We start from the raw sequence: 26,167 nt of genomic DNA on the forward strand, positions 1-26,167 counted from the left end.
GCCGGGGCATGAACTCCACGCCGCTGTGGGCCTGTTCACGCGTGCGAAGGCCGCAGGCCGGGGAATGCCGGTGCCACATGCGGTGTTCTTCCTTACGAACACGAGGAGGAGCGGTCACAGTGCTTGATCCGCAGGGTTTGTACGCATGGGAGCCGAAGGGCCTCGCCGTCGTCGACATGGCGCTCGCCCAGGAATCGGCCGGACTGGTCATGCTCTACCACTTCGACGGCTACATCGACGCGGGCGAAACCGGCGACCAGATCGTCGAGCGGCTCACGGACGGCCTTCCCGGGCAGGTGGTGGCGAGATTCGACCACGACCGGCTCGTCGACTACCGCGCGCGCCGCCCGTTGCTCACCTTCCGGCGCGACCGCTGGAGCGACTACGAGGTGCCGACGCTCGACGTCCGCCTCCTCCAGGACGCCACCGGCGCGCCCTTCCTGCTGCTCTCCGGGCCCGAGCCGGACATCGAGTGGGAGCGCTTCGCCGCCGCGGTCCAGCAGATCGTGGAGCGCCTCGGGGTGCGCCTGTCCGTGAACTTCCACGGCATCCCGATGGGCGTCCCGCACACCCGCCCCGTGGGGCTCACGCCGCACGGCAACCGCACCGACCTGGTCCCCGGCCACCGCAGCCCCTTCGACGAGGCGCAGGTGCCCGGCAGCGCGGCCTCCCTGGTCGAGTACCGCCTCCTGGAGGCAGGCCACGACGTGCTCGGCGTCGCCGCGCACGTCCCTCACTACATCGCGCGCTCCGCGTATCCGGACGCGGCCCTCACGGTCCTGGAGGCGATCACCGCCGCGACCGGCCTGGTGCTGCCCGGCATCGCCCACGGGCTGCGCACCGAGGCGCACCGCACCCAGACCGAGATAGACCGGCAGATCCAGGAGGGCGACGAGGAACTGGTCGCGCTCGTCCAAGGCCTTGAGCACCAGTACGACGCCGCGGCGGGCGCCCAGGACCGGGGCAACATGCTCGCGGAGCCGCTCGACATCCCGTCCGCCGACGAGATCGGCCGTGACTTCGAACGCTTCCTCGCCGAACGCGAGGGCGAGGCGTAACCGCAGGGGGCCTTGGGCGACGCGTGCCCGCAGGCCCTAAGCTGCCGGTCATGCTGAAGGTGGGCCTGACCGGCGGGATCGGCGCCGGCAAGAGTGAAGTCTCGCGGCTGTTCGTCGCGTCCGGTGCCGTTCTGATCGACGCGGACAAGATCGCGCGTGAGGTGGTGGAGCCGGGAACTCCCGGGCTCGCTGCGGTGGTTGAGGCGTTCGGGCGGGAGATCCTGGCCCCGGACGGCTCCCTGGACCGGCCGAAGCTGGGCGCGGTCGTCTTCGCCGACGCCGAGAAGCTCGCCGTGCTCAACTCGATCGTGCACCCCCTCGTCGGCGCCCGCTCCGCCGAGCTCGAACGGTCCGCCGCCGAGGACGCGGTGGTCGTCCACGACGTGCCGCTGCTCGCCGAGAACGGCCTCGCGCCGCTCTACGACGTGGTGGTCGTCGTCGACGCGAGCCCCGAGACCCAGCTGGACCGCCTGGTGCGGCTGCGCGGCATGAGCCAGGAGGACGCCCGCGCGCGCATGGCCGCGCAGGCCACCCGCGAGAAGCGCCGGGAGATCGCGGACATCGTGATCGACAACGACGGGCCGCTGGACGGGCTCGCCGAGCGGGTCGCCGAGGTCTGGGCCGGCCTCACGCGCCGGGCGGCAGCCGTGGAGGAGGAAGGCTCGGGACCGGCCGGGGGCGGCGGGCCGGAATAGGTGCGGGCGTGGCGGGCGTTGACACGGGGAAGCGAGGGAAGGAGCCCGGCGTGCCCGACGTCAGCCCGGAGACTCATGTCATCGATTACCGCGCGGCCGAGCAGCTCCTCGCTGCGCGGGATCCGCGCGGCGCGGTGAAGCTGCTCGACACGGTCATCGCCGCCCACCCCGAGAACACGGCGGCCCGCCTGCTGCGGGCCCGCGCCTTCTTCGCCGCCGCGCAACTGCGCGCCGCCGAGCTGGAGTTCAGCATCGTCCTGGAGCGGGAGCCGGACAACGCGTTCGCCCACTTCGCACTGGCCCGCGCCTACGAGCGCGCCGCCCGCCCCGAGCAGGCCCGCCGCCACTTCCGCCTGGCGGCGGCCCTGGACCCACAGCCGGAGTACCTGGCGGCGGCACGGTTCGAGGGGGAGGGCGGTCCGGCGGGGGAGCAGCGGTAGGGCGTCGCCCTGCGCGAACGGAGATTCCGCCATGCCGCACTTAAGTGTCCACATCAGCGAGGAAGCCCTCGACGGGACCACGGAACCGAGGTTGATCGGCGCCTTGACCGACGCGGTCGGCGCCGTCTACGGGGAGGAGTTCCGCCGCCTGGTCGGGGTGGACCTGATCGGCATCCCCCAGCGCCGCCGGGGCATCGGAGGCCGGCCCGCCGAGATCGACGCCCCGCACGTCACCCTCAGCATGCGCGAGGCCGCCTATCGGCATCCGAAGGTCCCGGACGCCCCCGCCCGGCTGGTCCGCGCCCTCACCGACGCGCTGGCCGACGTGCTCGGTGAGGACGTTCGTCGGCAGGTCCTCGTGACGCTCGACGGTGTGCCGGACGGGCGGAGCGGCGTCGCGGGCACCCTCGTGTGACGTCGGGACGACGGCGGCCTCATCCGCCGCGCGGCGGTTCGTACGGGGGGACGTCCTTGCCCGGCTGGTAGTGCGGGCCCTGGTGCAGGCGGTGCACGATCCATGCCAGATCGGCGGCGGCCACCAGGGCCACGACCCCGCACGCCGTCGCCCAGCCCGTCCGGCCGGTGAGGGCGAAGGCGACCGTGCCGAAGGCCGCCCAGGCCAGGCCCCATACGCTGAACCAGAAGCGCATCCGCAGCGGACTCCGCGCGGTCAACGGTTCACTGCCTGTACGCACCATGAGAGGTCATCTCCTCCTTTCAGGATAAGAGCCTGTCTTTGAAGAGGGTGGAAACGTGCTGGAAGAGCTGCGGGGCGACGAGAAGCTCGCCGCCTGGCTGGCGGAGCTGGAGGGCGCGGGGGAGCCCCACGCCGCCGCGGTGCTGCCGGACGCCGACGAGCTGCCCGAGGTGCTCCTCGACCTCGCCGTGCCGCACGAGGACATCAACGCTCTAGTGGCGCTGCGCGGCCGGCTCTGGGCTGACCCGGAGGCGCGGTGGCTGCTCGACCGCTGCGTCGACGCCGTCGTGCGCGACATGGGGACGGCCGGCGGCGGCGGCCGCGCCCCCGTGCTGCCCGAGGCGTGGGGCGAGCTCGGGCGCTGCTTCTTCGTGTTCGTGTACGTCGCGGCCCTGCCGTACGTACGCGCGTACCACCGCGAGCGCGACATCCCGGCGGACGTCTCGCGCCGCACCCTCGCCGACCTCGGGCGTCACATGGCGGTGCACCGCAGGGCGCGCGGCAGCCGCGGTCTGCTCGTACCCGGGTGGCCCGGCCTGCACTTCCGGGGCGAGCTCTACCAGTTGGGGCGGCTGCAGTTCCAGCGGGCCGTCCTGGGGCGGCGCATGGGCGGCGCGGCGGCCGCCGCCGGGCACCGGGCGGGGCCGGGCGACCCGTGCCTGAACCTCCACATCACCGATTTCCAGGGGTCGTTGACGCCGGAGGCCTGTGACCGGTCGGTCTCCCGGGCCCGCGAGTTCTTCGCGCGCCACTTCCCCGATGAACGTTATGAGACAGCCGTCTGCCACTCCTGGCTGCTCGACCCGCAGTTGCGCAACCACCTGCCCGCGGAGTCGAACATCGTCCGCTTCCAGGAGCGATTCCGGCTCGCCGACGGTTATCCCCGGGAGCCGGAGGACGACGACCCCGTCACCTTCGTCTTCGGCGACCGGGACCGTCCCGTCGCCGAACTGCCCCGGCGGACCAGGCTGGAGAGGGCCGTGGGCGACCATCTGCGGGCGGGCGGCCACTGGTACGGCGGGCATGGCTGGTTTCCGCTGTAGCGGGCGGGGGCGCGCGGGGGGCCGGGAACGGGGCCGCGGCGCGCTTCGTTGGCCGGACATGAGCCTGAGGATGCGTGAGGGGTACGAGGGGACGGGGCCCGGCGCGATCACGCCGGACGGCTGCGCGGTCGAGCTGTACGCGCGCCTGTCGGTCGGGGACGAGCCCGACGTCATCGAGGGGGCGGTGCCGGCCGGGGCGCACCTCCTCGAACTCGGCTGCGGCGCGGGCCGGGTGACCCGCCCGCTCCTGGAGCGCGGCTTCCGGGTCACCGCGGTGGACGAGTCCCCGGAGATGCTGGAGAAGGTCGCCGCGCTGGACGGCGGGGTGCGGACGGTGCGGAGCCCCATCGAGCGGCTCGACCTGGACGAGAAGTTCTCCGTGGTGATGCTCGCGTCGTTCCTCGTGCACACCGGCGACACGGCGGTGCGCCGCGCCATGCTGCGGGTCTGCCGCAACCACGTCACGGACGGCGGCTGCGTGCTGATCCAGCGCGAGGGCGCGGACTACCACACGAACCTGCCGAGGGAGCGCGTCGACCCGGGCGGCTATACGGTCCGGATCGTCTCGGCGACACCGGTCGGCGACGGGGTCAACGAGGTGCGCGCGGAGTACGTCTTCCCGGACGCCGTATGGACCCAGACGTTCCGCGCCCGCCCGCTCACCCGCGAGGAGTTCGAGGACGCCCTGGCGGAGGCCGGCCTGAAGGTCGACACGTACCTGACGGACGACGGGACATGGGTGCGGGCCGTGCCGGTGCGGTAGCCGTCAGGTCAGCGCGTCCGCCCGAGCGGCGGCTCGCCCTCCGCGCCCCGCAGGCGTTCCATCTCGCGGCGGTCGCGCTTCGTCGGACGCCCGGTGCCCCGGTCGCGGATGCCCGCGGGGGCGACCGCCTCACGCGGCGGCGGAGGCGGTGAGTTGTCGACGTAGCACTCGACCGCGACGGGCGCGCCGACGCGCTTGCGGATGAGGCGCTTGACCACGACGACCCGCTCCCGGCCGCCCGCCTGCCGCAGCCGCACCTCGTCGCCCACGTGCACGCCGTGGGCGGGCTTGACGCGCTCGCCGTTGACCCGGACGTGGCCGCCCTTGCACGCGGCGGCGCCCGCCGAGCGGGTCTTGGTCAGCCGGACCGACCAGATCCAGCTGTCGACCCGCACCGAACCCCCGCCGCCGGCCGCGCCGCCTCCCGCCGCGCCCCCGCCGGCCGTGGCGACCGCCGTACCACCGCCCGCGTTGACCGCGCCGGCCGCGTCCGCCGTCGTACCGCCCGTCACATCGCCCCCCGTACCGCCCGTCGCATCGCCCCCCGTACCGCCCGCCGCGCGGCCCGTTCCGGCGCTCCCTGAAGTCTCCGAAGCCATACGTCGACCTTAGTCCGGGTTCGGAGCGGCACCCCCGTCTCCCGGCGAGCCGTCCGGAATCCGCCAACCCTGGGCGCCGATAATGCGGACCGATCACGACAAACCGGCATGACCCGCGACTCCCAGGAGTGCCTGCCCATGAGGTCTTTCGAAGCCACCGTCGACGGCCTGATGGGCGGACTCCGCGCCGACCTGGAACGGCTCGCCGCGATCCCCTCCATCGCCTTCCCCGGCTTCCCCGCCGGGCCGGTGGAGGAGGCCCACGACCTGGTGGCCGGGCTGCTGCGGGACGCCGGGGTGCCGCACGTCGAGCGGCTCGACCTGCCGGACACCGCCCCGGTGGTCTACGGCGAGATCCCGCCGCCGTCCCCGGACGCGCCGACCGTCCTGCTCTACGGCCACTACGACGTGCAGCCGCCGGGTGACGCCGCCCTGTGGCGGTCCCCGCCCTTCGAGCCGACACCCCTCGACGCGGCGGAGAGCGGCCTGCGCGCCCGCGGCATCGCGGACGACAAGTCCAACGTCATCGCGCACCTGGGGATGCTGCGGGCGTACGAGGGGCGGCCGCCGGTCGGCGTCAAGATCGTCGTCGAGGGGCAGGAGGAGTACGGCAGCGCCTTCGACGACTACCCGCCCACTGACCCCGACCGGTTCGCCTGCGACGCCATGGTCATCGCCGACCTCGGCAACCTCCGCCCCGGCACCCCCACCCTCACCACCGGCCTGCGCGGCGCCGCCGAGGTGACGGTCGAGGTCCGCACCCTCGACGAGCCGCGCCACAGTGGGGAGTTCGGCGGCGCGGCGCCCGACGCGCTGCTCGTCCTGCTGAAGGCGCTGGCCACCCTGCACGACGTGCACGGGGACGTCGCGGTGGAGGGGCTGCGGCGCGAGGAGTGGGAGGGGACGGCGTACACCGAGGAGGAGTTCCGCTCGCTGGCGGGCGTGCGCGAGGGGATGCCGCTGGTGGGCAGCGGCAGCCTCGGTGAGCGGCTGTGGAGCGGCCCCGCGATCACCGTCATCGGCCTGGACGCGCCGGGCGTGGAGCACGCGGCGTCCGCCGTGGTGCCGTACGCCCGAGCGAAGTTGAACCTGCGGTTCCATCCGCGCCAGGACCCCCGGGAGGCGCGCGGCCTGCTCGTCGACCATCTGCGCGCGCTGCGGCCCTTCGGGGTTCCGCTGACCGTCACGCCCGGTGACACCGGGCCCGGCTTCGAGGCGACGACCGGCGGCCCCGCCTACCGCGCCGCGCTCGACGCCCTGCGCGAGGCCTGGGGGCAGGAGGCCTCGTACGTGGCGACCGGCGGGTCCATTCCGCTCGTCAACGGCCTCGCGAAGGCGGCGCCCGGCGCCGAGGTGCTGCTCTTCGGGGCGCAGGACAGCATGTGCAATCTGCACGCCCCGAACGAACGCGTCCTCTTCTCCGAGCTGCGCAACACGGTCGTCGCCCTGTGCGCCTTCGTACGGGAGTACGCCGACGCGTTCGACCGGTCCACCGCCGGACGGGCGAAGGGCGGGACCGCATGAGCACCACGGAGACACCGGTCGGCGGCGATCAAGCCGAAGGCCCGTCCGGCAAACGCAAGTTCACCTTCCCCAGCGCCCTGACCGTCCTCGCGGTCGTCACCGTCGCCGTCTGGCTGCTCGCCTTCCTCATCCCCTCGGGGCAGTACGACCGCAACGGCTCCGGCGCCCCCGTCCAGGGCACCTACCACCGCGTCGACTCCGGGCAGTCCTTCGTGGACCGCCTGAACGACCTCTTCCTCTCGCCCGTCAACGGCCTCTACGGCATCCAGGACGAGAAGACCTCGCTCGTCGCCCCCGACAACGCCGGCTCGCTGTACGGCAGCGCGGGCGTCTTCCTCTTCGTCCTCGCCATCGGCGCCTTCATCACCGTCGTCTTCGCGACCGGCGCGCTCGACCGCGGCATCGGGCGCCTCGCCCACCGGCTGCGCGAGCGCGGCGCGCTGCTCATCGCCGGCGTGATGGTCGTCTTCTCCGTGCTCGGCACGGTCGAGGGCTTCGCCGAGGAGACCCTCGGCTTCTACGGGCTGATCGTGCCGCTGATGCTCGCCCTCGGCTACGACCGCATGACCGCGGTCGGCGCGATCATCCTCGGCGCGGGCGTCGGCGTGCTCTGTTCGACGGTCAACCCCTTCGCGACGGGCGTCGCCTCGTCCGCAGCGGACATCTCGCTCGGCGACGGCATCGTGCTCCGCTTCGCCATGTGGATCGTCCTGACCGGCGTCACCGTCGCGTACGTCATCCGCTACGCCCGGCGTGTGCGGCGCGACCCCGAGCGCTCCCTGTCCGGCTTCCTGCCGGGCGACCGCGACCGGGAGCGGGCCGCCGAGGACGCCGAGGAGGCACCCGAGCTGACCCGGCTGCACCAGGCGGTCCTGATCGCCACGGCGCTGGTCTTCGCCTTCATGATCTTCTCGGTGGTGCCCTGGTCGAGCGCGCTCACCGGGAAGGCGGACGCGAAGCCGTACGGGTTCGAACTCGGCTGGTCCTTCCCGCAGTTGGCCGCTCTCTTCCTGTGCGCGGCCGTCCTCGTCGGGCTCGTCGCGCGCATGGGGGAGCAGCGGCTGAGCTCGACGATCATCCAGGGCGCCGCCGACTTCGTCTCGCCCGCGCTGGTCATCCTGCTCGCCCGCGGCGTCACCACGATCATGAACAACTCGAAGATCACGGACACCGTGCTGCACTCCATCGAGGGGATCGTGAAGGGGACATCGTCCGGGCTCTTCGCGGTCATCGTCTTCATCGTGAACCTGCCGCTCGCCTTCCTGATCCCCTCCACCTCCGGCCACGCCACGCTCGCCATGCCGATCCTCGCCCCGCTCGCCGACTTCGCCGGCGTCTCGCGCGCGGTCGTCGTCACGGCCTGGCAGTCGGCCAGCGGCTGGATGAACCTGTGGGTGCCGACGACGGCGGTGACCATCGGCGGTGTCGCGCTCGCCAAGGTCGGCTACGACAAGTACCTGCGGTTCGTGTGGCCGCTGCTCGCGATCCTGTCCGTGCTGATCTGCGGGTTCGTGGCGGTGGGCGCGGCGTTGACCTGAGCGGTGGGGCGCCTCGGCGGGGCGTGGGGTGCGGGGGGCCCGACTCCACGTACCTGACCGTACGTACGGTGGAGGGCATGGACGGCCTGAGCGAACTGGACGAGCGGATCACCGGCTGCCGCGCCTGCCCCCGCCTCGTCACCTGGCGGGAGGAGGTCGCGCGCACCAAGCGCGCGGCCTTCGAGGACTGGGACTACTGGGGCCGCCCGGTGCCCGGCTTCGGGCCGGCCGACGCCTCCCTGCTGCTCATCGGCCTCGCGCCCGCCGCGCACGGCGCCAACCGCACCGGCCGGATGTTCACCGGCGACAAGTCGGGCGACTTCCTCTACCCGGCGCTGTACGACGTCGGCCTCGCCTCCCGCCCCACCACCGAGAGCGCCGACGACGACCTCACCCTGTACGGCACCCGCATCACCTCGCCCGTGCACTGCGCGCCACCCGCCAACAAGCCGACCGTCGAGGAGCGCGACACCTGCCGCCCCTGGCTGGTGAGCGAACTGGAGCTGCTCGCCCCGACGCTCAAGGCGGTCGTCGTCCTCGGCGGCTTCGGCTGGCAGGCCGCGCTTCCCGCCTTCGCGGCGGCCGGCTGGCAGGTGCCGAGGCCCCGGTCCGCGTTCGGGCACGGGGCGCACGTGGTGCTGCCGGGCGGACCCGCCGGTGCGGGCCTCGACCTCTTCGGCTGCTTCCACGTCAGCCAGCGCAACACGTTCACCGGACGGCTCACGCCCGCCATGCTGCGCGACGTCCTGCGCACGGCGGCCCTGGAGGCGGGGCTGCACCCGAACGGCCCAGCACAGTGAGCCGCGCCGGACGGCGCTTCCTAGCGTGAGGTCGTGGACCAGACTCTCGCAGCCAAGCCTTCCGCCGCCGCCTACCGCAATCTGGTCGTGGCGACGATCGGCTTCACGCTCACCTTCTGGGCCTGGGACCTGGTCGCGCCGCTCGGCAGCGACTTCAAGGACCGGCTCGGGCTCAGCTCCTTCGAACAGTCGCTGCTGGTCGCCGTCCCGGTGATCGTCGGCTCGCTCGGCCGGGTCCCGGTCGGCGCGCTCACCGACCGTTACGGCGCGCGGCTGATGTTCCCGCTGGTCTCGGCGCTCACCATCGTCCCGGTGCTGCTGATCATCCCGGCCAGGAACAACTACCTCGCGATGCTCGGGGTCGGCTTCCTGCTGGGGCTCGGCGGGACGACGTTCGCCATCGGCATCCCGCTGGTCAACTCCTGGTTCCCGCCCGCCCGCAGGGGCTTCGCGCTCGGCGTCTTCGGCATGGGCATGGGCGGCGTGGCGCTCTCCGGCTACTTCACGCCCCGCATCGCCAAGCACGGCGTGGACCTGCCGTTCATCGTCGTCGCCTGCGCGCTCGCCGCCTTCGCGCTGCTCGCGATGTTCCTCATCACCGACCGCCCCGACCGGCCGGTGCCCACCACCTCCCTCGGCAACCGGCTCGGGCAGGCCGGGCGGCTCCGCGTCACCTGGGAGCTGTCCGCCCTGTACGCGATCGGCTTCGGCGGGATCGTCGCCTTCGGCGTGTACCTGCCCACCTACCTGAAGACCTGGTACGACCTCTCGCCGACCGACGCCGGGACCAAGGCGGCCGGCTTCGCGCTGGTCACGGTCATCTTCCGGCCCGTCGGCGGCTGGCTCTCGGACCGCATCCACCCGGCCACGGTCACCACCATCGCCCTCGCGGTGGTCGCGCTCCTCGCCGTCGTGCAGGCCTTCGACCCGACGCTGAACCCGACCGGCACGATCTGCTTCCTGGCCATGGCGGCGGGCCTCGGCACCGCGAGCGGCAGCGTCTTCGCCCTCGTCTCCCAGGTCACCCCGCAGCCACAGGTCGGCTCCGTCACCGGCATCGTCGGCGCGGTGGGCGGCCTCGGCGGTTTCGTGCCGCCGCTGGTCATGGGCGCGATCTACAGCGCGAAGGACTCGTACTCGATCGGCTTCATGCTGCTCTCCGACCTGGCGCTGGCGGGGTGCGTGTACGCGTACGGGCGCATGCGCAACGCGAAGGCGGAGTAGTCCCCGGCCCGGTTAGGGTGCCGCGATGGGCCTCTATCCGGACATCGAACCGTACGACCACGGCATGCTCGACGTCGGCGACGGCAACCGCGTGTACTGGGAGGTCTGCGGCAACCCCCACGGCAGGCCCGCCGTCGTCCTGCACGGCGGCCCGGGATCCGGCTGCACGCCCTTCTTCCGCCGGTACTTCGACCCCGACGCGTACCGGATCGTCCTGCTCGACCAGCGCGGCGCCGGCCGGTCCACGCCGCCCGCGAGCGACCCGGCGACCGACATGGGCGTCAACACGCCCGCGCACCTGATCGCCGACCTGGAGCTGCTCCGGCGCCATCTGGGCATCGAGCGGTGGCTGGTGTGGGGCGTCTCGTTCGGCTCTGTGCTTGGCCTGCGGTACGCGCTGACGCACCCGGACCGGGTCTCGGAGCTGGTCCTCACCGGGGTCGCCACGGGCAGCCGCGCCGAGGTGAACCTCCTGACGCGCGGCCTGGGGAAGATCTTCCCCGAGGCGTGGCGTGCCTTCCGCGACCACGTGCCGCGGGGCGAGCGGGACGGGGACCTCGCCGCGGCCTACCACCGGCTCCTGGAGTCGCCGGACGCGGAGGTCAGGGCGCGGGCGGCACGGGCCTGGACGGACTGGGAGACGGCGTGCGTGCCGGCTCCGCCGAGGTCCGTGGAACGGTACGAGGACGCGGACTTCCGGGCCGGTTTCGCCCGTACGGTCACGCACTACTTCGCCCACGACCACTGGCTGGGCGGCGACGAGGTGGTCCTACGGGACGCGGGTTCCCTGCGCGGGATCCCGGGGGTGATGGTGCAGGGGAGCCTGGACTTCGGCAACCTGCTGGGCATCGTGTGGCGGCTGCGGGGGGCGTGGCCCGGCAGCGAACTGGTCCTCGTCGACGAGGCGGGGCACGACGCGGGGGCGGGCGGGATCGCGGAGGAGCTGGTGCGGGCGACGGACGGGTTCCGCGGGGGCTCCTCGGGCGGATGAGGGTCGACCGTTCCGCTCGGTCGTCCGGGGCTCGGTCGGTCACCGGCTTCGCCGAGCTCGTCCTCAAGCGCCGGACGGGCTGGATGGTTGCGCCCGGGCTGGATTGCCTCGCCCGGGCTGATCTCCCGTGTCGGCCCCCGCCAGGGTCACGCCGCCGTCGGAGTGATTCTCGTGGGGGAACCTCCGCGTCCCGGCCGGGCACGGGCCCCCGTCGGGGTGCGGCGACCGCAGACTCCGGGGAAGCGCCGGACACCACCGGCGCCGTCACACCGAACCACTGGAGCCGCCCGGTGTCTCCGCACCCCTTCCGCCGCCTCCGCCCGCACCCCTCGCCCCGCCGCCGCCCGCGCCGCGCGCTCACCCGCGCCGTGCTCGCCGCCTCCCTCGCGCTGGGCGCGCTGACCGCGGCGGTGGCCGGCGCACCCGCGGGCGCCACCACCCGCACCGACTCGGACGTGCCCCCGGACCCCTCGACCGCCGCGGGCCCGACCTTCTGGGTCGACCCGTTCAGCGCCGCGGCGAAGCAGGTCGCGTCCTGGAAGCGGGAGGGACGGTCCGGCGACGCCCGTCTCATCGAACGCATCGCCGGGCGGCCGCAGGCGGTCTGGCTGTACGCGAACGGATCCGGCGCCGACGTACGGACCCACGTCGACGCGGCGGCGAAGGCGGGACGCACCCCGGTCTTCGTGGCCTACTTCATCCCGCACCGGGACTGCGGCGCGTACTCCTCGGGCGGCGCCCGCGACGCCGCCGACTACCGCAGGTGGGTCGACGGGATCGCCGAGGCGATCGGTACCCGCAGCGCGTACGTGATCGTCGAACCGGACGCCGTCGCCCAGCTCGTGGCGGGCTGCCCACGCGCGGACGCCACCGAACGGCACGCCCTGCTCGCCTACGCCGTCGACCGCCTCAAGCGCCAGCCGCACGCGAAGGTGTACCTCGACGCGGGGAACGCCGGCTGGGTCCCCGACGAGCGGCGCCTGGTCGACCCGCTGCGCCGCGCCGGAATCGCCCGCGCCGACGGCTTCGCGCTCAACGTCTCCAACTATGAGACGAACAAGGTGAGTTCGGACTACGGCCACCGGCTCGTCAAGGCCCTCGGCGGCGGCAAGCACTTCGTCATCGACAGCAGCCGCAACGGCAACGGGCCCTACAAGGGCGGCGACGAGGCCTGGTGCAACCCGCCCGGCCGCGCCCTCGGCACGCCGCCGACCTCCCGGACCGGCGACCCCTCGCTCGACGCCTACCTGTGGGTCAAGCGGCCCGGCGAGTCCGACGGCACGTGCCGGGGCGGACCGAAGGCCGGCCAGTGGTGGCCGGAGTACGCCCTGGACCTGGCGCGCCGGGCCCGCGCCTGAGGCCTGCGCCCCGGGGCAGGGCCTGCCCGGCGGATCAGGGCACGACCGCGGTGGCGGTGATCTCGACGAGCTGGCCGGGGTAGCCGAGGCAGGCCGTGCCGAGCAGCGTCGAGGTGTGCGGTCCCGCGGAGAGGCCGGAGGCGCGGACGACCTGCCACGCGGCGCGGAGCGTGGCGGGCTCGTCGCCGACGACGTACACGGTGCTGGCCACCACCTGCGGAAGCGCGCTGCCCACCGCGCGCAGGGCCTCGTCGAGGTTGGCGATGACCTGCTCGGTCTGTCGGACGACGTCCCCCTCGCCGACGAGCCGCCCGTCGGGGTCGAGCGGCACGGACCCGGCCATGAAGGCGAGCCGCGTGCCGGCCTCGACGACGGCGGCGTGGGCGTAGCCGGGGGGCGGGAAGAGACCGGTGACGGTAATCCGTTGGAGCGTGGGTGCGGGTGCGGGTGCGGGTGCGGGTGCGGGCTCGGGCGTGCGGTGATCGGGTGAGGTCATACCGTGATCGTGCGGGACGGCCCCCGCGTACGCACTCGCATTTTCCGCGGCCCGCCCCAGCGGCTCAGCCCACCGCCGCCGGTGAACTCCCGCCCCGTACGCGCAGAACGGGCTTCCCCGAGCCGTCGGCGGGGGCCGTCCAGATGTCCTGCTTGCGGCCGTCCTCGCCCGGCAGGGCGTACGCGAGGGTGGCCTCGTCCAGCCAGGCCGCCTGGTCGTCGACGCTGCGCCGCTCGGCGAGGGGGTGTTCGCGCATCGTCCGCAGGTCGAGGACGTACAACCGCCAGGGGTCCCGCGTCCCCTTCCGTACCCGCTTCTTGAAGGCGATGCGGGTGTTGTCGGGGGAGAGCGAGGGGCATTCGACGTTCGCGCGCAGGGCCGTCGCCGCCCATGTCCGCATGTCGCCGCGGACGAGATATGCCCTGCCCTTGGTCGACACGGTCGCGTAGAAGCGGTTGTCGTCCGCTGCGAAGGTCACGCCCCAGTAGTTGACGTCGGGGGCGTGGTAGCGGTGGCCGTCGAGGGTGAGGGGGATCTCCTCCATGTTCTTGATCAGGTAACCGGTGCGGGTGTCGAGGAGGGACGTGCGGGTCGAGAAGGACGAGCCCGCGTAGGAGTCGCCGGTGGCGAACATCGTCCAGGACAGCATCCGCCCCGACGCCGAGACGCGCGCCCGGTCGGGGATCCCGGTGAGCGCGATGCGGCGCTTCTCGCGGAGGCCGCGGTCGAGGACGACGGCGTACGCCTTGGGCGGGATGCCGGGGCGCCGCTGCAGGCACAGGCCGGTCCCGGCGGCGGCGTAGAAGCGTTCGCAGGAGGGGCCGCCGGTGGTGCGAGCGGCCGTACTCCGGTCGGTCATTGCGGCCACCGGGAGTCGGGCGACCCGGCCCGTGCCGGCCGCCGTGCTGCGGAAGTAGACATGACCCCGGTCGAGGCCGAACTGGGATGCCGCGTCGGCCGGTTGGGCGCGCTGCGCCGCATGCAGGGTGTACGAGACGGCGACGCCCGCGAGGACGACGGCGGCCACGGTAACGGCGACGATGCGGGAGCGGAGGGAGCCCGGGGCCTTGCTGGTGTCGGTGTCGGTGTCGGTGTCGGAGGACATGGAGGCCGTGGCGTCGGCGTCGGAAGGCGAGGTCATGGGCGTCCTTCGGAAGGCGGGCGGAGGAGGAGGGCCGCACCGGCGAGCGCCGCGGTGAGCGCGAGGGCCGCACAGGTCAGCGCCGGACGTACGCCCCACAGCGTCCAGGCGGCGCCGAACCCGGCGGCGGCGACCAGCCGGGCAAGCGCCTGACCGGTCTGCAGGACGGCCATGCCGCTCGCCCGCCGCTCCTGGGCGACCACGGGGGCGACGAGAGCCATCAGGACGCCGTCCGTGGCGGCGTAGAAGACGCCGACCAGCAGCAGGACACCGACGAGCAGCGGCCGGCCGCTCGCGGGCGAGAGCAGCAGGAGGTAGCCGCCGAGCAGCGCGACGTGCCCCGCGAGGAACGGCACGCGCCGCCCCGTGCGGTCGGCGAGCCGCCCCGCCGGGACCGCGAGCAGCAGATAGACGGCGGCGGAACCCAGCGGCAGCAGCGGGAACCACGCGACCGCGAAGTCGAGCCGCCGCTGCAGCAGGAGATAGATGAATGAGTCGCCGATGGTGGCCGCCCCGAGCAGGGCGGCGGCGATCAGGACGCGCCGGAAGGCGGGGACACGGAGGAGCCCGAGAGCACCGACAGCGCCGGGAACGCCAGGAGTCCGACCGTCGGAGCCCTCGACGCACTCCGGGCGCTCCGACCTCCTCGGCGTACCCCCACGCCGCCGCACCCCCACATCCTCCGGCACGAACGCGACCAGCATCAGCACTCCGAGCAGCCCGAAGCAGAAGCTGACCACGAACACCGCGTCGTACGCGTCCGCGGTGGCCCACAGCAGGGCGAACGCGGCGAGCGGCCCGAGCAGCGCGCCCGTCGTGTCCATCGTGCGGTGCACACCGAACGCGCGGCCCAGCGCGTCGGGCGGACTGCTCAGCGAGATGAGCGCGTCGCGCGGCGCGGTGCGCACGCCCTTGCCGATGCGGTCGGCGGCGAGTGCCGCGCCGATCCCCGCGGTGGCACCGCCGGCGAGCAGCAGACCGAGCCGGGAGAGCGCGGAGAGTGCGTAGCCGCCGCCGGCGACCAGCTTGTGCCGCCCGCGGCGGTCGGCGGCGTACCCGCCGGCCAGCCGCACCAGGGCGGTGACCCCGTTGTAGAGCCCGTCGAGGAAGCCGAACTGCAGTGGCGACAGGCCGAGTTGGAGGACGAAGTAGAGGGGCAGGACGGCGGTGACCATCTCGGAGGAGATGTCCGTGACCAGGCTGACCGCGCCCAGCGCTAGGACGGGTCCCGCGACGCGGCCGCGCCCGGCCCCGGAACGCTCCGGGGTCGTGGCGGCCGCGTCGCCCTGGGTGACCGCGCCGGTGGAAGCGAGGTACATCGCAGCGCTCCCGCCGGACTCAGTGGCAGGAGTAGGACGGGCTGGTGTCCTTCGTCGCGCCGTCCGTGGCGACGAGGTTCCAGGAGAAGCCCGTGTCCGTGAAATTGAGCTTCACCACGCCGAAGGTCTTGGTGAGCCGCTTCTGGCTGTTGGGCTGGACCTCCTCGATGTCGTACGGGTTGGCGCCGCCCATGCCGCCGAGCAGCTCGACGATGCCGTTCGCGTCGGCCTTGCCGTCGGGGGTCTGCGGCGCGAACCGCTCGTAGTGGTGGTCGTGGCCGTTGAGGACCAGCTCGGCCTTGTTGTCGTGGAGCAGCTTCCAGACCGGCCGGCTCACCGGATCGTTGCCGTGCTCGCCGGACGAGAAGAGCGGGTGGTGCCAGTACGCGGCCACGCACTTCTTGGAGTTGGCGGCGAGGTCGTCCTTGAGCCAGTCGATCTGGTCGTCGTCGTCGAAACTGTTCGAGTCGAGCGCGATGAAGTGCCAGTTGCCCTGGTCGAAGCTGTAGTAGCTCTCGCCGTCGGGGTAGGCGACGGAGCCGAAGTAGGACTTGTAGCCGGCGAGCGCGCCGGCCGGGTCGTAGGTCTCGTGGTTGCCCGCGACGGGACGCGTCTTGCTTTTGAAGGCGCCCCACGTCTTGTCGTAGTACTTCTGGAAGTCCTTCAGGCGGGCGTCGTCGTACTGGTTGTCGCCCATGGTCATCACGAACGACGGGTTGATCTCCTTGACCAGGGCGGCCGTCTTGGGGTGCTTGCAGCTGCTGCTGCTCGCGGTGCACTGCTCGGCGATGTCTCCCGCGGCGACCGCCGTGAAGGCCGCCCTGGACGAGGCGGTGGGGGAGGCGTCGGCCTGTCCGGCCGGGGACCAGAGCAGCACGCCGCCGACGAGGGCGAGCGAGGCGCCCGCAGCGACGGGGATGCCCCAACGGGCTTTGCGTGTACGGGAGTTCATGGCGCGGGGGGTGGGCGACATGTCGGTCTCCTCGGTGGGCGTGGGGGTGCCGGTGTTCCGGTGCCGTGCTGTCCCGGGGCATCCTGGCGATGCGACATGTGCGCGTCAATAACTCGGGCTGAATTATTGTTAGGAAAGTTTCCTTCCAGTGTTCATCCAAGGGTTTCCGGCGGGGCGGTGGGGGTGGCCGGATGTGGTCGTCCGGGCGTTGTCAGTGGTCTCGCCTAGGGTGGCGAGCGTGGGGACAGGTGGCGTGAGCAGGGGCTGAGTGAGGCGGCAGTGGCGATGACGGTGGAGACGGGGGCGCGGGGGGCCGGGTCGGCGTGGGCCGACGGCGCCGCCGTCCTCGTACGCTCCTGCGCGGCCGTCTTCCTGCCCGCGGAGGTCCCCCGGGAGGGGCGGATCGCCTTCTGGCGGCCGGATGGCGGCGCGGTCCCGGATCCGACGCCGGGGTCGAACCCGGGAGAGGCGAGCGATACGGATACGGGTGAGGGTCCGGGCCCGGTGGTGCGGGGGGACCTCGTCGTCGCCCGCAAGCACGGCAAGGGCGCGCGCGGCCGTACCGTGCCCGCGCTCTTCGTGCCGGTCGCCGAAGCGGTGCCGCTCCTGCTCGGCACCGGCCACTCACCCTCGTATCCGCGCAGCCATGCTGATGCCCACACCGGCGTTCACCCCGCCGTGGCCTGCTGGGCGCTGGCCGCCCGGCACGCGCTGCACCTGGCGGCGCGGGGCAGGCTGTTGCCCGGCCTGACCGCGGAGGACGTGGACGCGTGGCGCGCGGGGCCGCTGGACGAGGCCGACGTCGCCCATCTGCGGGCCATCGCCGCCGCGCTGCCCGCGCAGGCGCACGCGGTGCCGCTGCCGGGGCCCGGGCCGCTGCGGTTGCCGCAGCCGTTCGCGCTGGTCAGGGCCTTTGTCGACGCGGTGGTCGACGCCCTGCCGCGTACTCCGGCGGCGGTCCACGCGGTCGGCGCGCCGTTCGCCGCGCGCGAGCCGCAGCGGCTGCCGGGGGCGCGGGAGTGGGCGGCGGAGGTCGCGGCCGGCATGGACGCGGGGGTACGGGTGTCGCTCCGGCTCGACCTGCGGGCGCACGAGGTCTTCGACGGGGGCGAGGCCTCCGCCGCGGAGGTTTCCGGGGCTCCCGTCCCCGAAGGCGGCACCGCCGACACCGCGGTGCCCCGCGCCGCCGTGTCCAGTCCGGCCGCCGCCGTCGTCCAGGTGCACAGCCTCGCCGACCCGGCGCTCGTGACGGACGTACCGGGGCTGTGGGCCGGCACCGACCACTTCGGGCCACGCGCGCGCGTCGACACGCTGCTCGCGCTGCGCCGCGCCGCCCGCGTGTGGCCGCCACTCGGCAGGCTCCTCGAACGCCCGCGCCCCGACGTGCTGCCGCTGAGCGAGGAGGAGTTGTACGACCTGCTCGGCGCGGCAGCGGGCCGGCTCGCCGCCGCGGGCGTGGCCGTGCACTGGCCCAAGGAGCTGACCCGCGGCCTCACCGCCACCGCGATCGTCCGCCCCGCGCCCGGCACCGCGGCCGACAACTTCGACTTCTTCAAGGCCGACGAACTCCTGGAATTCCGCTGGCAGGTGGCGTTCGGCGGCCAGGAGGAGGCGCTGACCGACGCGGAGCTCGACGTACTGGCGGAGGCGCACCGCCCCGTCGTCCGCCTCCGGGACCAGTGGGTCCTGGTCGACCCCGAGCTGGTCCGCAAGGCACGCAAGCGGGACCTCGGCCTGCTCGACCCGGTCGACGCCCTGTCGGTCGCGCTGACCGGTACCGCGGAGGTGGACGGCGAGCGGGTGCCCGCCGTCCCCGTCGGCGCGCTCGCCCGGCTGCGCGAGCGCGTGACGGACGACCTCGACACGGTCGCCCAGCCCCCCGGCCTGCACGCGACCCTGCGGGACTACCAGCTCAAAGGCCTGGCCTGGCTGGACCGCATGACCTCACTCGGCCTCGGCGGCTGTCTCGCCGACGACATGGGGCTCGGCAAGACGATCACGCTGATCGCCCTCCACCTCCACCGGGCACACCCCGCGCCGACGCTCGTGGTCTGCCCGGCCTCGCTGCTCGGCAACTGGCAGCGGGAGATCGAGCGGTTCGCGCCGGGCGTGCCGGTGCGCCGCTTCCACGGCCCGGGCCGCACCCTGGCCGGCCTGACCGGCGGCTTCGTCCTCACCACGTACGCCACGATGCGCTCCAGCGCGCCCGAACTGGCCGCCCAGCGTTGGGGACTGGTCGTCGCCGACGAGGCGCAGCACGTCAAGAACCCGCACGCGGCGACGGCGAAGGCGCTGCGCACCATTCCCTCGCCGGCCCGCGTCGCACTCACCGGCACCCCCGTCGAGAACAACCTCTCCGAGCTCTGGGCCCTGCTCGACTGGACGACACCGGGCCTGCTCGGCCCCCTCAAGGCGTTCCGCGCCCGGCACGCCCGCCTCGTGGAGGGCGGCGAGACGGCCGAGAACGACGAGGCGCTCGACCGCCTTGCCCGCCTCGTCCGCCCCTTCCTGCTGCGCCGCAAGAAGTCCGACCCGGGGATCGCCCCGGAGCTCCCGCCGAAGACCGAGACGGACCACCCGGTCACCCTCACCCGCGAACAGACCTCCCTCTACGAGGCGGTGGTGCGCGAGACGATGGCCCGTATCGAGGCGTCGGACGGCATGGCACGGCGCGGCCTGGTCATGAAGCTCCTGATGGCGCTGAAGCAGATCTGCAACCACCCCGCGCAGTACCTGAAGGACGGCCTGCTCACGACGCGGACGGGGCGTCCCCGCTCCGGCAAGCTGGAGCTCCTCGACGAACTCCTCGACACGATCCTCACGGAGTCGGAGAGCGCGGGCGCGGTGCTGATCTTCACGCAGTACGTGGAGATGGCCCGCCTCCTGGAGGCGCACCTGGCGGCCCGCGGCATCCCCACCCAGCTCCTGCACGGCGGCACCCCCGTCGCGCGGCGCGAGGAGATGGTGGACCGCTTCCAGTCGGGCGACGTCCCGGTCTTCCTCCTGTCGCTCAAGGCGGCGGGCACCGGCCTGAACCTGACGAGGGCGGGCCACGTCGTCCACTACGACCGCTGGTGGAACCCGGCGGTCGAGGAGCAGGCCACCGACCGCGCGTACCGCATCGGGCAGACCCAGCCGGTCCAGGTCCACCGGCTGGTCACCGAGGGCACGGTCGAGGACCGCATCGCCGAACTCCTCGCCGCGAAGCAGGCGTTGGCCGACGCGGTGCTCGGCGACGGCGGGGAGTCGGCGCTCACGGAACTGTCGGACGCGGAACTGTCGGACCTCGTGGCACTGCGGAGGGCGTCGTGAACGGGCGGAGGGCGTCGTGAACGCGCGGGGCGGAGCGGCAGGCGGGGGCGGCGTGCGGCGCGGCGGCGGCCTCGGCTGGGCCAGCGGGATGAGCGAGACGAGCCGGATGGGCAGCGGCCGCGTCTTCCCCGCCCTCCCGGCGTACCCCGACCCCAAGACCCCGTTCGCCGCCTCGTGGTGGGGCAACGCCTGGATCGACGCGCTGGAGGAGAGCGCCCTGGACCAGGCCCGCCTGGCCCGCGGCCGCACCTACGCGCGCGAGGGCAAGGTCGACACGATCACCGTCGCGCCGGGCCGCATCGTCGCGTACGTCCACGGCAACCGCCCCCGTCCGTACCGCGCGGAGATCCGCATGCGGACGATGCTGCCCGAGCACTGGGACCGGTTCCTGGACGCGGTGGCCACCGACCCCGCGCGCATCGCGGCCCTGCTCGACAAGGAGATGCCGCACGCCCTGGCCGACGCGGCGACCCGGGCGGACGTGCCGCTGCTCCCCGGCGCCCGCGAGCTGTCGCCGTCCTGCACCTGCCCCGACCGGGGCCACCCCTGCAAGCACGCGGCGGCCCTGGCCTACCAGACCGCCCGCCTCCTGGACGCGGACCCGTTCGTCCTCCTGCTGCTGCGCGGCGGCGAGGAACAGGACCTGCTGGAGGAGCTGTCCCGGAGGAACGTCCAGAAGTCGGCGGCGGAGGCGGCCCAGGACCGCCGAGCGAGCCGCGGCAACCCGCCCGGCGGGTCCACAGCACTCCCGCAGACGCCCGCCGGACCGGCGCAGACCGTGGGGGCCGCCCGGCAAGACGTCGCGGCCCCGCCAGACGCGGCGACCCCGCCCGGCACACGGCCCGACATGCCGCCCGACGCACCGCCCGAAGCCCCGGCCCCGCCCACCCTGCCCGGCGTCCCGGCCCGTGAGGCCCTGGCGACGGAGTACCGCTCGCCGCTGCCGGCCCCGCTCCCGCCGCCGCCCCACCCCGGCGAGCCCCCGGTCCTCCCCTCCGTACCCGGCGCCCCGGACCCGACGGCGCTGGAGTTCCTGGTGACGGACGCGGCGGCGCGCGCCCACGCCTTCCTCACCGCGGGCGCGGACCCCTTCACGGTCACCTCCCCCTGGCACGACGCGGTCCGCCTCGCCGCCTCGCACCCCGGACTCACCGGCCGCCGCACCTTCAGCCGCCAGTTCGCCGAGCTGGCCAGGTCGGTGGGGAGCACCGCCGCGGAGCTCTCCCGGGCGGCGGCGGCCTGGCGCCAGGGCGGCGAGGACGGTCTGACGGTCCTCGAATCCCCCTGGGACCCTCCGGCGGGCCCCTTCGACCGGGCCCGCGGCGCCCTGGTGGCGGCGGACCTGCCGCGCATGACGATCCACCGCAACCGCCTCACGGACGAGGACGGCACGCTGCAGCTCCGCTACGGAAAGGACGGCCGCTGGTACCCGTACGAGAGCGAGCCGGGCGGCACCGACTGGTGGCCGGAGGGCGAGGCGGACGCGGACCCGGTGGGGGCGCTGACGGGGATGACGGAGGCGTAGCGGCCCCGCGCCGGGGCATCGCGTCACGCGTACAGGTGGCTCAACCGGTCGGTGTCGGTCGGGTAGGGGCGTTCCGCGGGGAGCAGGCGGGCGGCTGCCTCCAGGTCGTTTCCGTCCCTCACCAGGGCGTGGATCTCCCGGGCGAGGTCGGTGACGTCGGTGATCGAGACCGTCCACTCGTCCGCGTAGCGGCGCGACGCCTCGCCGGACAGGCCCAGTTGGAGGGAGCGGTGAGGGAGGGCGTTCAAGTGGAGGTCGCGTTCGGGGTCCCACTGGACGCGGGCGGGGGACTGGCGCAGGGCGCGCTTCCACGCGGCCTCGTCCTCGTGGAGACCGCGGACGTAGTGGGAGAGACAGGCGTTGCGCAGCGCCCAGTCGAAGCCCTCACGGGAGATCTCCACGGCCAGGACCGTCTGCTGACCGTCCTTCGTGGCCCAGCCGCAGCGGTACATCATCCAGAGGAAGGACGGCTTGATCCACGTCATGCGGTCCCGCTTCCAGGCGGCGGGGAAGCGGCCGGTGCGGGCCGCGGGGACGCCGAGCCCGGGGGCGTACGCCTGGTAGACGGTGACCGTCGTGTCCGTGTGCAGGGCGCGGATCTGGTGGCGGGGGACGGGCGCGGGAGCGGTGGGCGCCGGGGCGGGGACGGTCGTGTCGGGGGTGGCGTGCCGGGAGTTCATGAGGCATCAGCGTGCAGCCGTCGTCCGCGGAGCGCCAGCGAATTTGCCGGCGGCCGCGTTACCGTGAAGGCCAGGGACGTGGCGTGGGTGTGCGCGGCGACGTGCGGTGAGGGGCTCTCGTGGATGCTGAGTTGGCGGCGCTCGCGGCGGCGGGCGCGACGGCGCTCGTGCAGCAGATGGTGACCGACGGATGGACGCAGGCGCGCGACCGGGTCGCCCGCTTCTTCGCGCGCGACGGCGCCGACGGAAGCGGGAGCGGCGCGGGCCCCGACGAGAGCCATCTCGTCGGCGAGCTGGATGAGGCCCGCGCCGAGGTCGTCGCCGCGCGCCGGGCCGGTGACGAGGAGACGGCGGGCGATGTGCGGACGGAGTGGCGGTCGCGGCTGCGGCGACGGCTCGCGGCGGATCCGGCGGCCGCCGACGAACTCCGTTCACTGCTCGCCGAGTTGGACGTCGACGGCGACTCGGACGAAGGGCGCGGCTCCGTCGTGCACAACAAGATCTACGGCGGGGTGCACCACGGCACGGTGATCCAGACCGGGAGCATGAGCGTCATCGAGAACCATTGACGTCCGCGGGTGTGCCGCGCCCGCCCGGGCGCCGCCCGCCCGCCGCCTGCCGCCCGCCGCCCGTCGGCCGTCCGCCGGCCGTCAGTCGCTCAGAAGTCGGCCCGCGTCCGCTCGTCGAGCCGCGCCACCGAGTCCTGCTTGAACGCCTTCTCGTAGTCGCCGCGGATCTCCTCGATCTGCGCGTCCCGCTTGCGGTCCTCGGTCGTCGGATAGAGCAGGATCAGCTCGTACGAACGCTCGCGCTCGATCTTCCCGTTCGAGTCGCGCCACTGCCCCCGGCCGTCCTGCACGGTCAGGCCGGCGGGGAAGTCGGGCGTGACCTGCCGGTCGATGAAGCGCAGGAACTGCTTGTCGGTCACCGCGGGCCCGCCGTCGGGCCGTTCGGTGCCGAAGAACAGCCGCGTCTCGGTGAAGGGCTTGCCACGGGCGGCCGTCGTCGCGGCGCTCCCGGCGGCACGGGACGGACCCGCCTCGCCGTCCAGCGTGGCGTACGCGGCGGGCGCGCCGACGGCCAGTACGGCGGTGACGGCGACGGCCACGGTCGTCCGGGGGCGGGAGATCCGGGGGAAGGTGAGGGGCATGGGGCGTTCCCTTTCGGAGGAGAGAAGAGCGGAGGGACCGGCCGCGGCGCCCGGCCGTCGGGTCGTCAGCTCGCTGGTTCGGGCGGCGGCTGTAGATCACTAACCCCGGCAGACGGCGACGGACACGCGTGCGGCCGGCCCCTCAGCTCTCAGGCCCTCAGCTCCTCAGCGCCTCCACCCCTCAGCGCCTCCGCCCCTCATCCGCCCAGGCGGTACGACGTCACGTCCCGCCAGCCCCGGCCCGGGCCGTCCGTCGCGATCAGGTCGACCGTGGTCACCTCGGCGGTCAACGGGAGCGCGGAGGCGAACCTCGACTCCAGCGCGTCGTAGGCCGCCTCGTACGTGTCCGGGCCCTCGTGGTTCGCGAGGGTCAGGTGGGGCGCGAGGGGGGGATCGAAGATGCCTCGGTAGGGGACCGCTTCGGGCCAGCGGGCGGTGACGGAACGGGTGAGGGCACGGACCGGGGTGTCGGGGGCCGGCGGGAGATAGAGGACACCCGGGTAGCGGCGGAACGTGCCGAAGGTGAGGGTGAAGGGGGCGTGAGCGGCGAAGAGCGCCCGCAGCTCGGCGTCGGTCGACGCGGTGAGGCGGGACTCGTCGAGGAACGGGTAGAGCACCGTCACGTGGGCCGGGAAGCCCGCCGTCACCAGCGGGTTCACCTCGGGGACGCGGATGGTCAGGGCCGTGTCGCCGGGGAGGTCGGGCCAGCCGCCGCCGTCCGCTTCTTGGCCCGCTCCCTCCGCCGCCGGTTCGATCTCCGTGTTTGTCTTCGTGCCGACCTTCGTGCTGGTTGTCGTGCCTGGGGCCGTGCCGGGCTTCGTACTGACCGCCGTGCCTGGGGCCGTGCCGGGTGTCGTACTGACCGTCGTGCTCATCGTCTTACGCGCCGGGCGCCGTCCGCCCCACGCGCTGCAGCCGTGCCGAGAGATGGTGTTGCAAGGGTTGGCCGACCGCCGCCATGTCGTGCGTGAACGTGAGGGTGCCGTCGTCAACCGGAACGTAGCGGCGACGGGTGGCGGTGACCTCCTTCGCGGTGGGCGTGAGCGCCACGTCACCGGTGGCGAGGTCGACCGCGCCGTCGGACGCCCGGCCGACCGCGATCTCCGCGATGCCGGTGGGCTGGGTGATCAGCGCCTCCACGTGTCCCTCCGGCTGCAGCCGCCACCAGCCGCTCTCCCGGGCGGCGGGACGCAGCGGGGCGCCGTCGGCGTCGAGGATCCAGGCCCGTGCCTCGTAACGGAGGAAGGGGCGGCCGTCGTGGCTGAAGGTGACTTCCTGGGCGTAGTCGAAGTCCGCGGGGAGCGAGGGGTACTCGCCGTGGCCCCGGCCGTGCCACGTGCCGAGCAGCCAGAGCACCGGCGTCAGCAGGGCGTGCGGTGCGGGCGTCGTATCGGGGTCGAGGCTGTCGGGGTACGGATGTTCCGGAGCGAGGTCGAACACGGGCGGACTCCTGGGGGTCGGTTCGGGTCGGTTCGGGTCGGTCAGTTCATGTCGTTCAGGCCGCTCGGCCCGCTCGGCCCGCTCGCGACGATCACGGCCGGTGCCGCAGGGAAGCTTAGGGCGCGTCCCGCGCTCCTCCGCACGGCCAGGGGTGGCCCGGCGCGCGCACGGGACACCCCCTGGCCCCGGGGGGCGACGGCCTCCGCCCCGGCCTCGTAAGACGCCGTCTTCCCTCGCGCCACCCGACTCCCGTACGTTGCCCGGGACTTGGCGGTGGCGGGGAGGGAGAGCGTGGTGGGCGTGATGGGGCGCGGAGGCGTGGGCGGTCTGCTGGTGGGGGCTCTCGTGAGCTGGGGTCTCGTGACCGGAGCGGCGGAGGCGGGACCGAGTGCGGCCGCGCTCCCCGCGCCTGACTCCCCGTACTCCGCCACGACCGGCGTCGGTGTGCACAACGCCTACGAGAAGACCAAGTACCCCTACTTCGCCGACGCCCTCGACTCGGGCGCCTCGATGCTCGAACTCGACGTGTGGACCAACGTGTTCGGCAGCGGATGGCGCGTCTCGCACAGCAACCCCCTCGGCAACGACAACAACTGCGAGAACGCCCAGAGCCCCGCCGAACTGCGCACCAAGGCGCGCAACCAGAGCCTCGCGGGATGCCTGAAGGACATGCGCAGCTGGCACGACGCCCACCCCGGGCACCGCCCGATCCTCCTGAAGGTGGAGATGAAGGACGGTTTCCAGGGCCGGAACAAGCGCGGGCCCGCCGACCTCGACGCGCTCCTGACCGGCGTGCTCGGCGACGCCGTCTACCGCCCCGGACAACTCGCCGCCGGACACGCGGGACTCGACGACGCCGTACGGGACAAGGGCTGGCCCACCCGCTCCGAACTCGCCGGGAAGTTCCTGGTCGAGCTGATACCCGGCACCGTCGAGCAGGGCAACCCCGCCGACACCCTCTGGACGGACCGCGAGTACGCCACCCATCTGCGCGACCTCGCCGCCGCGGGCCGCCTCGGCGAGGCCGCGGCGTTCCCCGCCGTGCTCGGCGCGGAGGCGGGCGATCCGCGCGGGCGGTACGCGGACGCGTCGATCCGGCCGTGGTTCGTGGTGTTCGACGGGGACGCCGCCGCGTACGCGGGCGGCTCCATCGACACCCGCTGGTACGCGGACCGCCGCTACCTCGTCGTCATGACCGACGCCCACAACGTCGCCCCCGCCATCGACGGCACGCGGCCGACCGAGGCGCAGGCCAAGGAGCGAGTGGCGCTGCTCGCGGGGAAGCAGGCCAGCATCGTCTCCGCCGACTGGTACCCGCTGCCCGGCGTCCTCGCGACCGTGCTGCCGCGCGGCTGAGGCGTCCCCGCCGGGTCACGTCACCGGGGAGGGGACGTCGGGGCTGGAGCCTCACCGGGAGGGGAC

Annotated in this window: 26 protein-coding genes; 16 read left to right on the top strand and 10 right to left on the bottom strand. The window is 73.8% G+C overall.

Features of this window, described 5'->3' with window-relative positions; genetic code table 11:
- Nucleotides 1–119: 119 nt before the first annotated feature.
- From ACZ6CV_RS03795 to ACZ6CV_RS03810, 4 genes are read left to right on the top strand one after another with little or no spacing between them, the layout of a single operon-like run.
- Complete coding sequence (locus tag ACZ6CV_RS03795) at nt 120–1,058, top strand: PAC2 family protein (protein ID WP_469249364.1); 939 nt, start codon at nt 120–122, stop codon at nt 1,056–1,058.
- 50 nt (nt 1,059–1,108) lie between these two features.
- Nucleotides 1,109–1,753: a dephospho-CoA kinase gene (gene coaE, locus ACZ6CV_RS03800; RefSeq protein ID WP_469249366.1), complete on the top strand. Its 645-nt coding sequence runs from the start codon at nt 1,109–1,111 to the stop codon at nt 1,751–1,753.
- 50 nt (nt 1,754–1,803) lie between these two features.
- Nucleotides 1,804–2,193 carry a tetratricopeptide repeat protein gene (locus ACZ6CV_RS03805; RefSeq protein WP_469249368.1) on the top strand — a complete coding sequence of 130 codons (390 nt, stop codon included), beginning with the start codon at nt 1,804–1,806 and terminating at the stop codon, nt 2,191–2,193.
- A 31-nt stretch (nt 2,194–2,224) separates the two neighbouring features.
- Complete coding sequence (locus ACZ6CV_RS03810) at nt 2,225–2,608, top strand: tautomerase family protein (RefSeq protein WP_469249370.1); 384 nt, start codon at nt 2,225–2,227, stop codon at nt 2,606–2,608.
- Nucleotides 2,609–2,627: 19 nt separating this feature from the next.
- Here the strand turns inward: ACZ6CV_RS03810 and ACZ6CV_RS03815 are convergent, their stop codons facing one another.
- On the bottom strand, nt 2,628–2,891 hold the full coding sequence (locus ACZ6CV_RS03815; protein WP_469249372.1) for a DUF6343 family protein: 264 nt from the start codon (nt 2,889–2,891) through the stop codon (nt 2,628–2,630).
- Between the two features lie 139 nt (nt 2,892–3,030).
- Between ACZ6CV_RS03815 and ACZ6CV_RS03820 the strand changes: the two genes are divergently transcribed.
- Nucleotides 3,031–3,933, top strand: a complete 903-nt coding sequence (locus tag ACZ6CV_RS03820) for an acyltransferase domain-containing protein (protein ID WP_469249614.1) — start codon at nt 3,031–3,033, stop codon at nt 3,931–3,933.
- Nucleotides 3,934–3,991: 58 nt separating this feature from the next.
- Entirely contained in the window at nt 3,992–4,696 is a 705-nt protein-coding gene (locus ACZ6CV_RS03825) for a class I SAM-dependent methyltransferase (RefSeq protein ID WP_469249374.1), read from the top strand.
- Between the two features lie 8 nt (nt 4,697–4,704).
- Here the strand turns inward: ACZ6CV_RS03825 and ACZ6CV_RS03830 are convergent, their stop codons facing one another.
- Nucleotides 4,705–5,295, bottom strand: coding sequence for an RNA-binding S4 domain-containing protein (locus ACZ6CV_RS03830; protein WP_469249378.1), 591 nt, complete (start codon nt 5,293–5,295; stop codon nt 4,705–4,707).
- 138 nt (nt 5,296–5,433) lie between these two features.
- Between ACZ6CV_RS03830 and ACZ6CV_RS03835 the strand changes: the two genes are divergently transcribed.
- The 6 genes from ACZ6CV_RS03835 to ACZ6CV_RS03860 all read left to right on the top strand — a co-directional run bounded on the left by ACZ6CV_RS03835 (nt 5,434) and on the right by ACZ6CV_RS03860 (nt 12,730).
- A complete protein-coding gene (locus tag ACZ6CV_RS03835) occupies nt 5,434–6,819 on the top strand; it encodes a M20/M25/M40 family metallo-hydrolase (RefSeq protein ID WP_469249380.1) in 1,386 nt (461 codons plus the stop codon).
- Entirely contained in the window at nt 6,816–8,357 is a 1,542-nt protein-coding gene (locus ACZ6CV_RS03840) for a YfcC family protein (RefSeq protein ID WP_469249382.1), read from the top strand. Before ACZ6CV_RS03835 ends, ACZ6CV_RS03840 begins: the two co-directional genes overlap by 4 nt.
- 77 nt (nt 8,358–8,434) lie before the next feature.
- Nucleotides 8,435–9,157, top strand: coding sequence for a uracil-DNA glycosylase (locus tag ACZ6CV_RS03845; protein ID WP_469249384.1), 723 nt, complete (start codon nt 8,435–8,437; stop codon nt 9,155–9,157).
- A 33-nt stretch (nt 9,158–9,190) separates the two neighbouring features.
- Complete coding sequence (locus ACZ6CV_RS03850; protein WP_469249386.1) at nt 9,191–10,381, top strand: MFS transporter; 1,191 nt, start codon at nt 9,191–9,193, stop codon at nt 10,379–10,381.
- A gap of 25 nt (nt 10,382–10,406) precedes the next feature.
- Complete coding sequence (pip, locus tag ACZ6CV_RS03855) at nt 10,407–11,372, top strand: prolyl aminopeptidase (protein WP_469249388.1); 966 nt, start codon at nt 10,407–10,409, stop codon at nt 11,370–11,372.
- A 290-nt stretch (nt 11,373–11,662) separates the two neighbouring features.
- Nucleotides 11,663–12,730, top strand: coding sequence for a glycoside hydrolase family 6 protein (locus ACZ6CV_RS03860; protein WP_469249390.1), 1,068 nt, complete (start codon nt 11,663–11,665; stop codon nt 12,728–12,730).
- A gap of 34 nt (nt 12,731–12,764) precedes the next feature.
- Here ACZ6CV_RS03860 and ACZ6CV_RS03865 read toward each other — a convergent pair whose 3' ends face one another.
- From ACZ6CV_RS03865 to ACZ6CV_RS03880, 4 genes are all read right to left on the bottom strand, one after another.
- Complete coding sequence (locus ACZ6CV_RS03865; RefSeq protein ID WP_469249392.1) at nt 12,765–13,226, bottom strand: RidA family protein; 462 nt, start codon at nt 13,224–13,226, stop codon at nt 12,765–12,767.
- Between the two features lie 64 nt (nt 13,227–13,290).
- On the bottom strand, nt 13,291–14,331 hold the full coding sequence (locus tag ACZ6CV_RS03870) for a TolB-like translocation protein (protein WP_469249615.1): 1,041 nt from the start codon (nt 14,329–14,331) through the stop codon (nt 13,291–13,293).
- Nucleotides 14,332–14,363: 32 nt separating this feature from the next.
- Complete coding sequence (locus ACZ6CV_RS03875; protein WP_469249393.1) at nt 14,364–15,686, bottom strand: MFS transporter; 1,323 nt, start codon at nt 15,684–15,686, stop codon at nt 14,364–14,366.
- A 19-nt stretch (nt 15,687–15,705) separates the two neighbouring features.
- Complete coding sequence (locus tag ACZ6CV_RS03880) at nt 15,706–16,659, bottom strand: metallophosphoesterase family protein (protein WP_469249395.1); 954 nt, start codon at nt 16,657–16,659, stop codon at nt 15,706–15,708.
- A gap of 264 nt (nt 16,660–16,923) precedes the next feature.
- Between ACZ6CV_RS03880 and ACZ6CV_RS03885 the strand changes: the two genes are divergently transcribed.
- Nucleotides 16,924–19,950, top strand: a complete 3,027-nt coding sequence (locus tag ACZ6CV_RS03885; protein WP_469249397.1) for a DEAD/DEAH box helicase — start codon at nt 16,924–16,926, stop codon at nt 19,948–19,950.
- A 16-nt stretch (nt 19,951–19,966) separates the two neighbouring features.
- Nucleotides 19,967–21,475 carry an SWIM zinc finger family protein gene (locus tag ACZ6CV_RS03890; RefSeq protein WP_469249399.1) on the top strand — a complete coding sequence of 503 codons (1,509 nt, stop codon included), beginning with the start codon at nt 19,967–19,969 and terminating at the stop codon, nt 21,473–21,475.
- A 23-nt stretch (nt 21,476–21,498) separates the two neighbouring features.
- Here the strand turns inward: ACZ6CV_RS03890 and ACZ6CV_RS03895 are convergent, their stop codons facing one another.
- Entirely contained in the window at nt 21,499–22,155 is a 657-nt protein-coding gene (locus ACZ6CV_RS03895) for a DUF4291 domain-containing protein (protein ID WP_469249401.1), read from the bottom strand.
- Between the two features lie 119 nt (nt 22,156–22,274).
- Between ACZ6CV_RS03895 and ACZ6CV_RS03900 the strand changes: the two genes are divergently transcribed.
- Nucleotides 22,275–22,724 carry a hypothetical protein gene (locus ACZ6CV_RS03900; RefSeq protein WP_469249403.1) on the top strand — a complete coding sequence of 150 codons (450 nt, stop codon included), beginning with the start codon at nt 22,275–22,277 and terminating at the stop codon, nt 22,722–22,724.
- Nucleotides 22,725–22,813: 89 nt separating this feature from the next.
- Here ACZ6CV_RS03900 and ACZ6CV_RS03905 read toward each other — a convergent pair whose 3' ends face one another.
- From ACZ6CV_RS03905 to ACZ6CV_RS03915, 3 genes are all read right to left on the bottom strand, one after another.
- Nucleotides 22,814–23,305 carry a DUF3574 domain-containing protein gene (locus tag ACZ6CV_RS03905; RefSeq protein WP_469249405.1) on the bottom strand — a complete coding sequence of 164 codons (492 nt, stop codon included), beginning with the start codon at nt 23,303–23,305 and terminating at the stop codon, nt 22,814–22,816.
- Between the two features lie 197 nt (nt 23,306–23,502).
- Entirely contained in the window at nt 23,503–24,180 is a 678-nt protein-coding gene (locus ACZ6CV_RS03910; protein WP_469249407.1) for a 2'-5' RNA ligase family protein, read from the bottom strand.
- A gap of 4 nt (nt 24,181–24,184) precedes the next feature.
- Nucleotides 24,185–24,745: a heme-binding beta-barrel domain-containing protein gene (locus ACZ6CV_RS03915; protein ID WP_469249409.1), complete on the bottom strand. Its 561-nt coding sequence runs from the start codon at nt 24,743–24,745 to the stop codon at nt 24,185–24,187.
- Between the two features lie 303 nt (nt 24,746–25,048).
- Between ACZ6CV_RS03915 and ACZ6CV_RS03920 the strand changes: the two genes are divergently transcribed.
- Nucleotides 25,049–26,101: a phosphatidylinositol-specific phospholipase C domain-containing protein gene (locus ACZ6CV_RS03920; RefSeq protein ID WP_469249616.1), complete on the top strand. Its 1,053-nt coding sequence runs from the start codon at nt 25,049–25,051 to the stop codon at nt 26,099–26,101.
- Nucleotides 26,102–26,167: the final 66 nt, after the last annotated feature.

The sequence above is a fragment of the Streptomyces sp. NPDC041713 genome, from assembly GCF_055591085.1.

Bases quoted from the DNA above. Each gene is read 5' to 3' on its own strand.
- ACZ6CV_RS03875 (WP_469249393.1), bottom strand. From the start codon at position 15,686: ATGTACCTCGCTTCCACCGGCGCGGTCACCCAGGGCGACGCGGCCGCC.
- ACZ6CV_RS03880 (WP_469249395.1), bottom strand. From the start codon at position 16,659: ATGTCGCCCACCCCCCGCGCCATGAACTCCCGTACACGCAAAGCCCGT.
- ACZ6CV_RS03895 (WP_469249401.1), bottom strand. From the start codon at position 22,155: ATGAACTCCCGGCACGCCACCCCCGACACGACCGTCCCCGCCCCGGCG.
- ACZ6CV_RS03810 (WP_469249370.1), top strand. From the start codon at position 2,225: ATGCCGCACTTAAGTGTCCACATCAGCGAGGAAGCCCTCGACGGGACC.
- ACZ6CV_RS03885 (WP_469249397.1), top strand. From the start codon at position 16,924: ATGACGGTGGAGACGGGGGCGCGGGGGGCCGGGTCGGCGTGGGCCGAC.
- pip (WP_469249388.1), top strand. From the start codon at position 10,407: ATGGGCCTCTATCCGGACATCGAACCGTACGACCACGGCATGCTCGAC.
- ACZ6CV_RS03865 (WP_469249392.1), bottom strand. From the start codon at position 13,226: ATGACCTCACCCGATCACCGCACGCCCGAGCCCGCACCCGCACCCGCA.
- ACZ6CV_RS03830 (WP_469249378.1), bottom strand. From the start codon at position 5,295: ATGGCTTCGGAGACTTCAGGGAGCGCCGGAACGGGCCGCGCGGCGGGC.
- coaE (WP_469249366.1), top strand. From the start codon at position 1,109: ATGCTGAAGGTGGGCCTGACCGGCGGGATCGGCGCCGGCAAGAGTGAA.
- ACZ6CV_RS03835 (WP_469249380.1), top strand. From the start codon at position 5,434: ATGAGGTCTTTCGAAGCCACCGTCGACGGCCTGATGGGCGGACTCCGC.
- ACZ6CV_RS03910 (WP_469249407.1), bottom strand. From the start codon at position 24,180: ATGAGCACGACGGTCAGTACGACACCCGGCACGGCCCCAGGCACGGCG.
- ACZ6CV_RS03870 (WP_469249615.1), bottom strand. From the start codon at position 14,331: ATGTCCTCCGACACCGACACCGACACCGACACCAGCAAGGCCCCGGGC.
- ACZ6CV_RS03825 (WP_469249374.1), top strand. From the start codon at position 3,992: ATGAGCCTGAGGATGCGTGAGGGGTACGAGGGGACGGGGCCCGGCGCG.
- ACZ6CV_RS03920 (WP_469249616.1), top strand. From the start codon at position 25,049: ATGGGGCGCGGAGGCGTGGGCGGTCTGCTGGTGGGGGCTCTCGTGAGC.
- ACZ6CV_RS03815 (WP_469249372.1), bottom strand. From the start codon at position 2,891: ATGGTGCGTACAGGCAGTGAACCGTTGACCGCGCGGAGTCCGCTGCGG.
- ACZ6CV_RS03845 (WP_469249384.1), top strand. From the start codon at position 8,435: ATGGACGGCCTGAGCGAACTGGACGAGCGGATCACCGGCTGCCGCGCC.
- ACZ6CV_RS03840 (WP_469249382.1), top strand. From the start codon at position 6,816: ATGAGCACCACGGAGACACCGGTCGGCGGCGATCAAGCCGAAGGCCCG.
- ACZ6CV_RS03905 (WP_469249405.1), bottom strand. From the start codon at position 23,305: ATGCCCCTCACCTTCCCCCGGATCTCCCGCCCCCGGACGACCGTGGCC.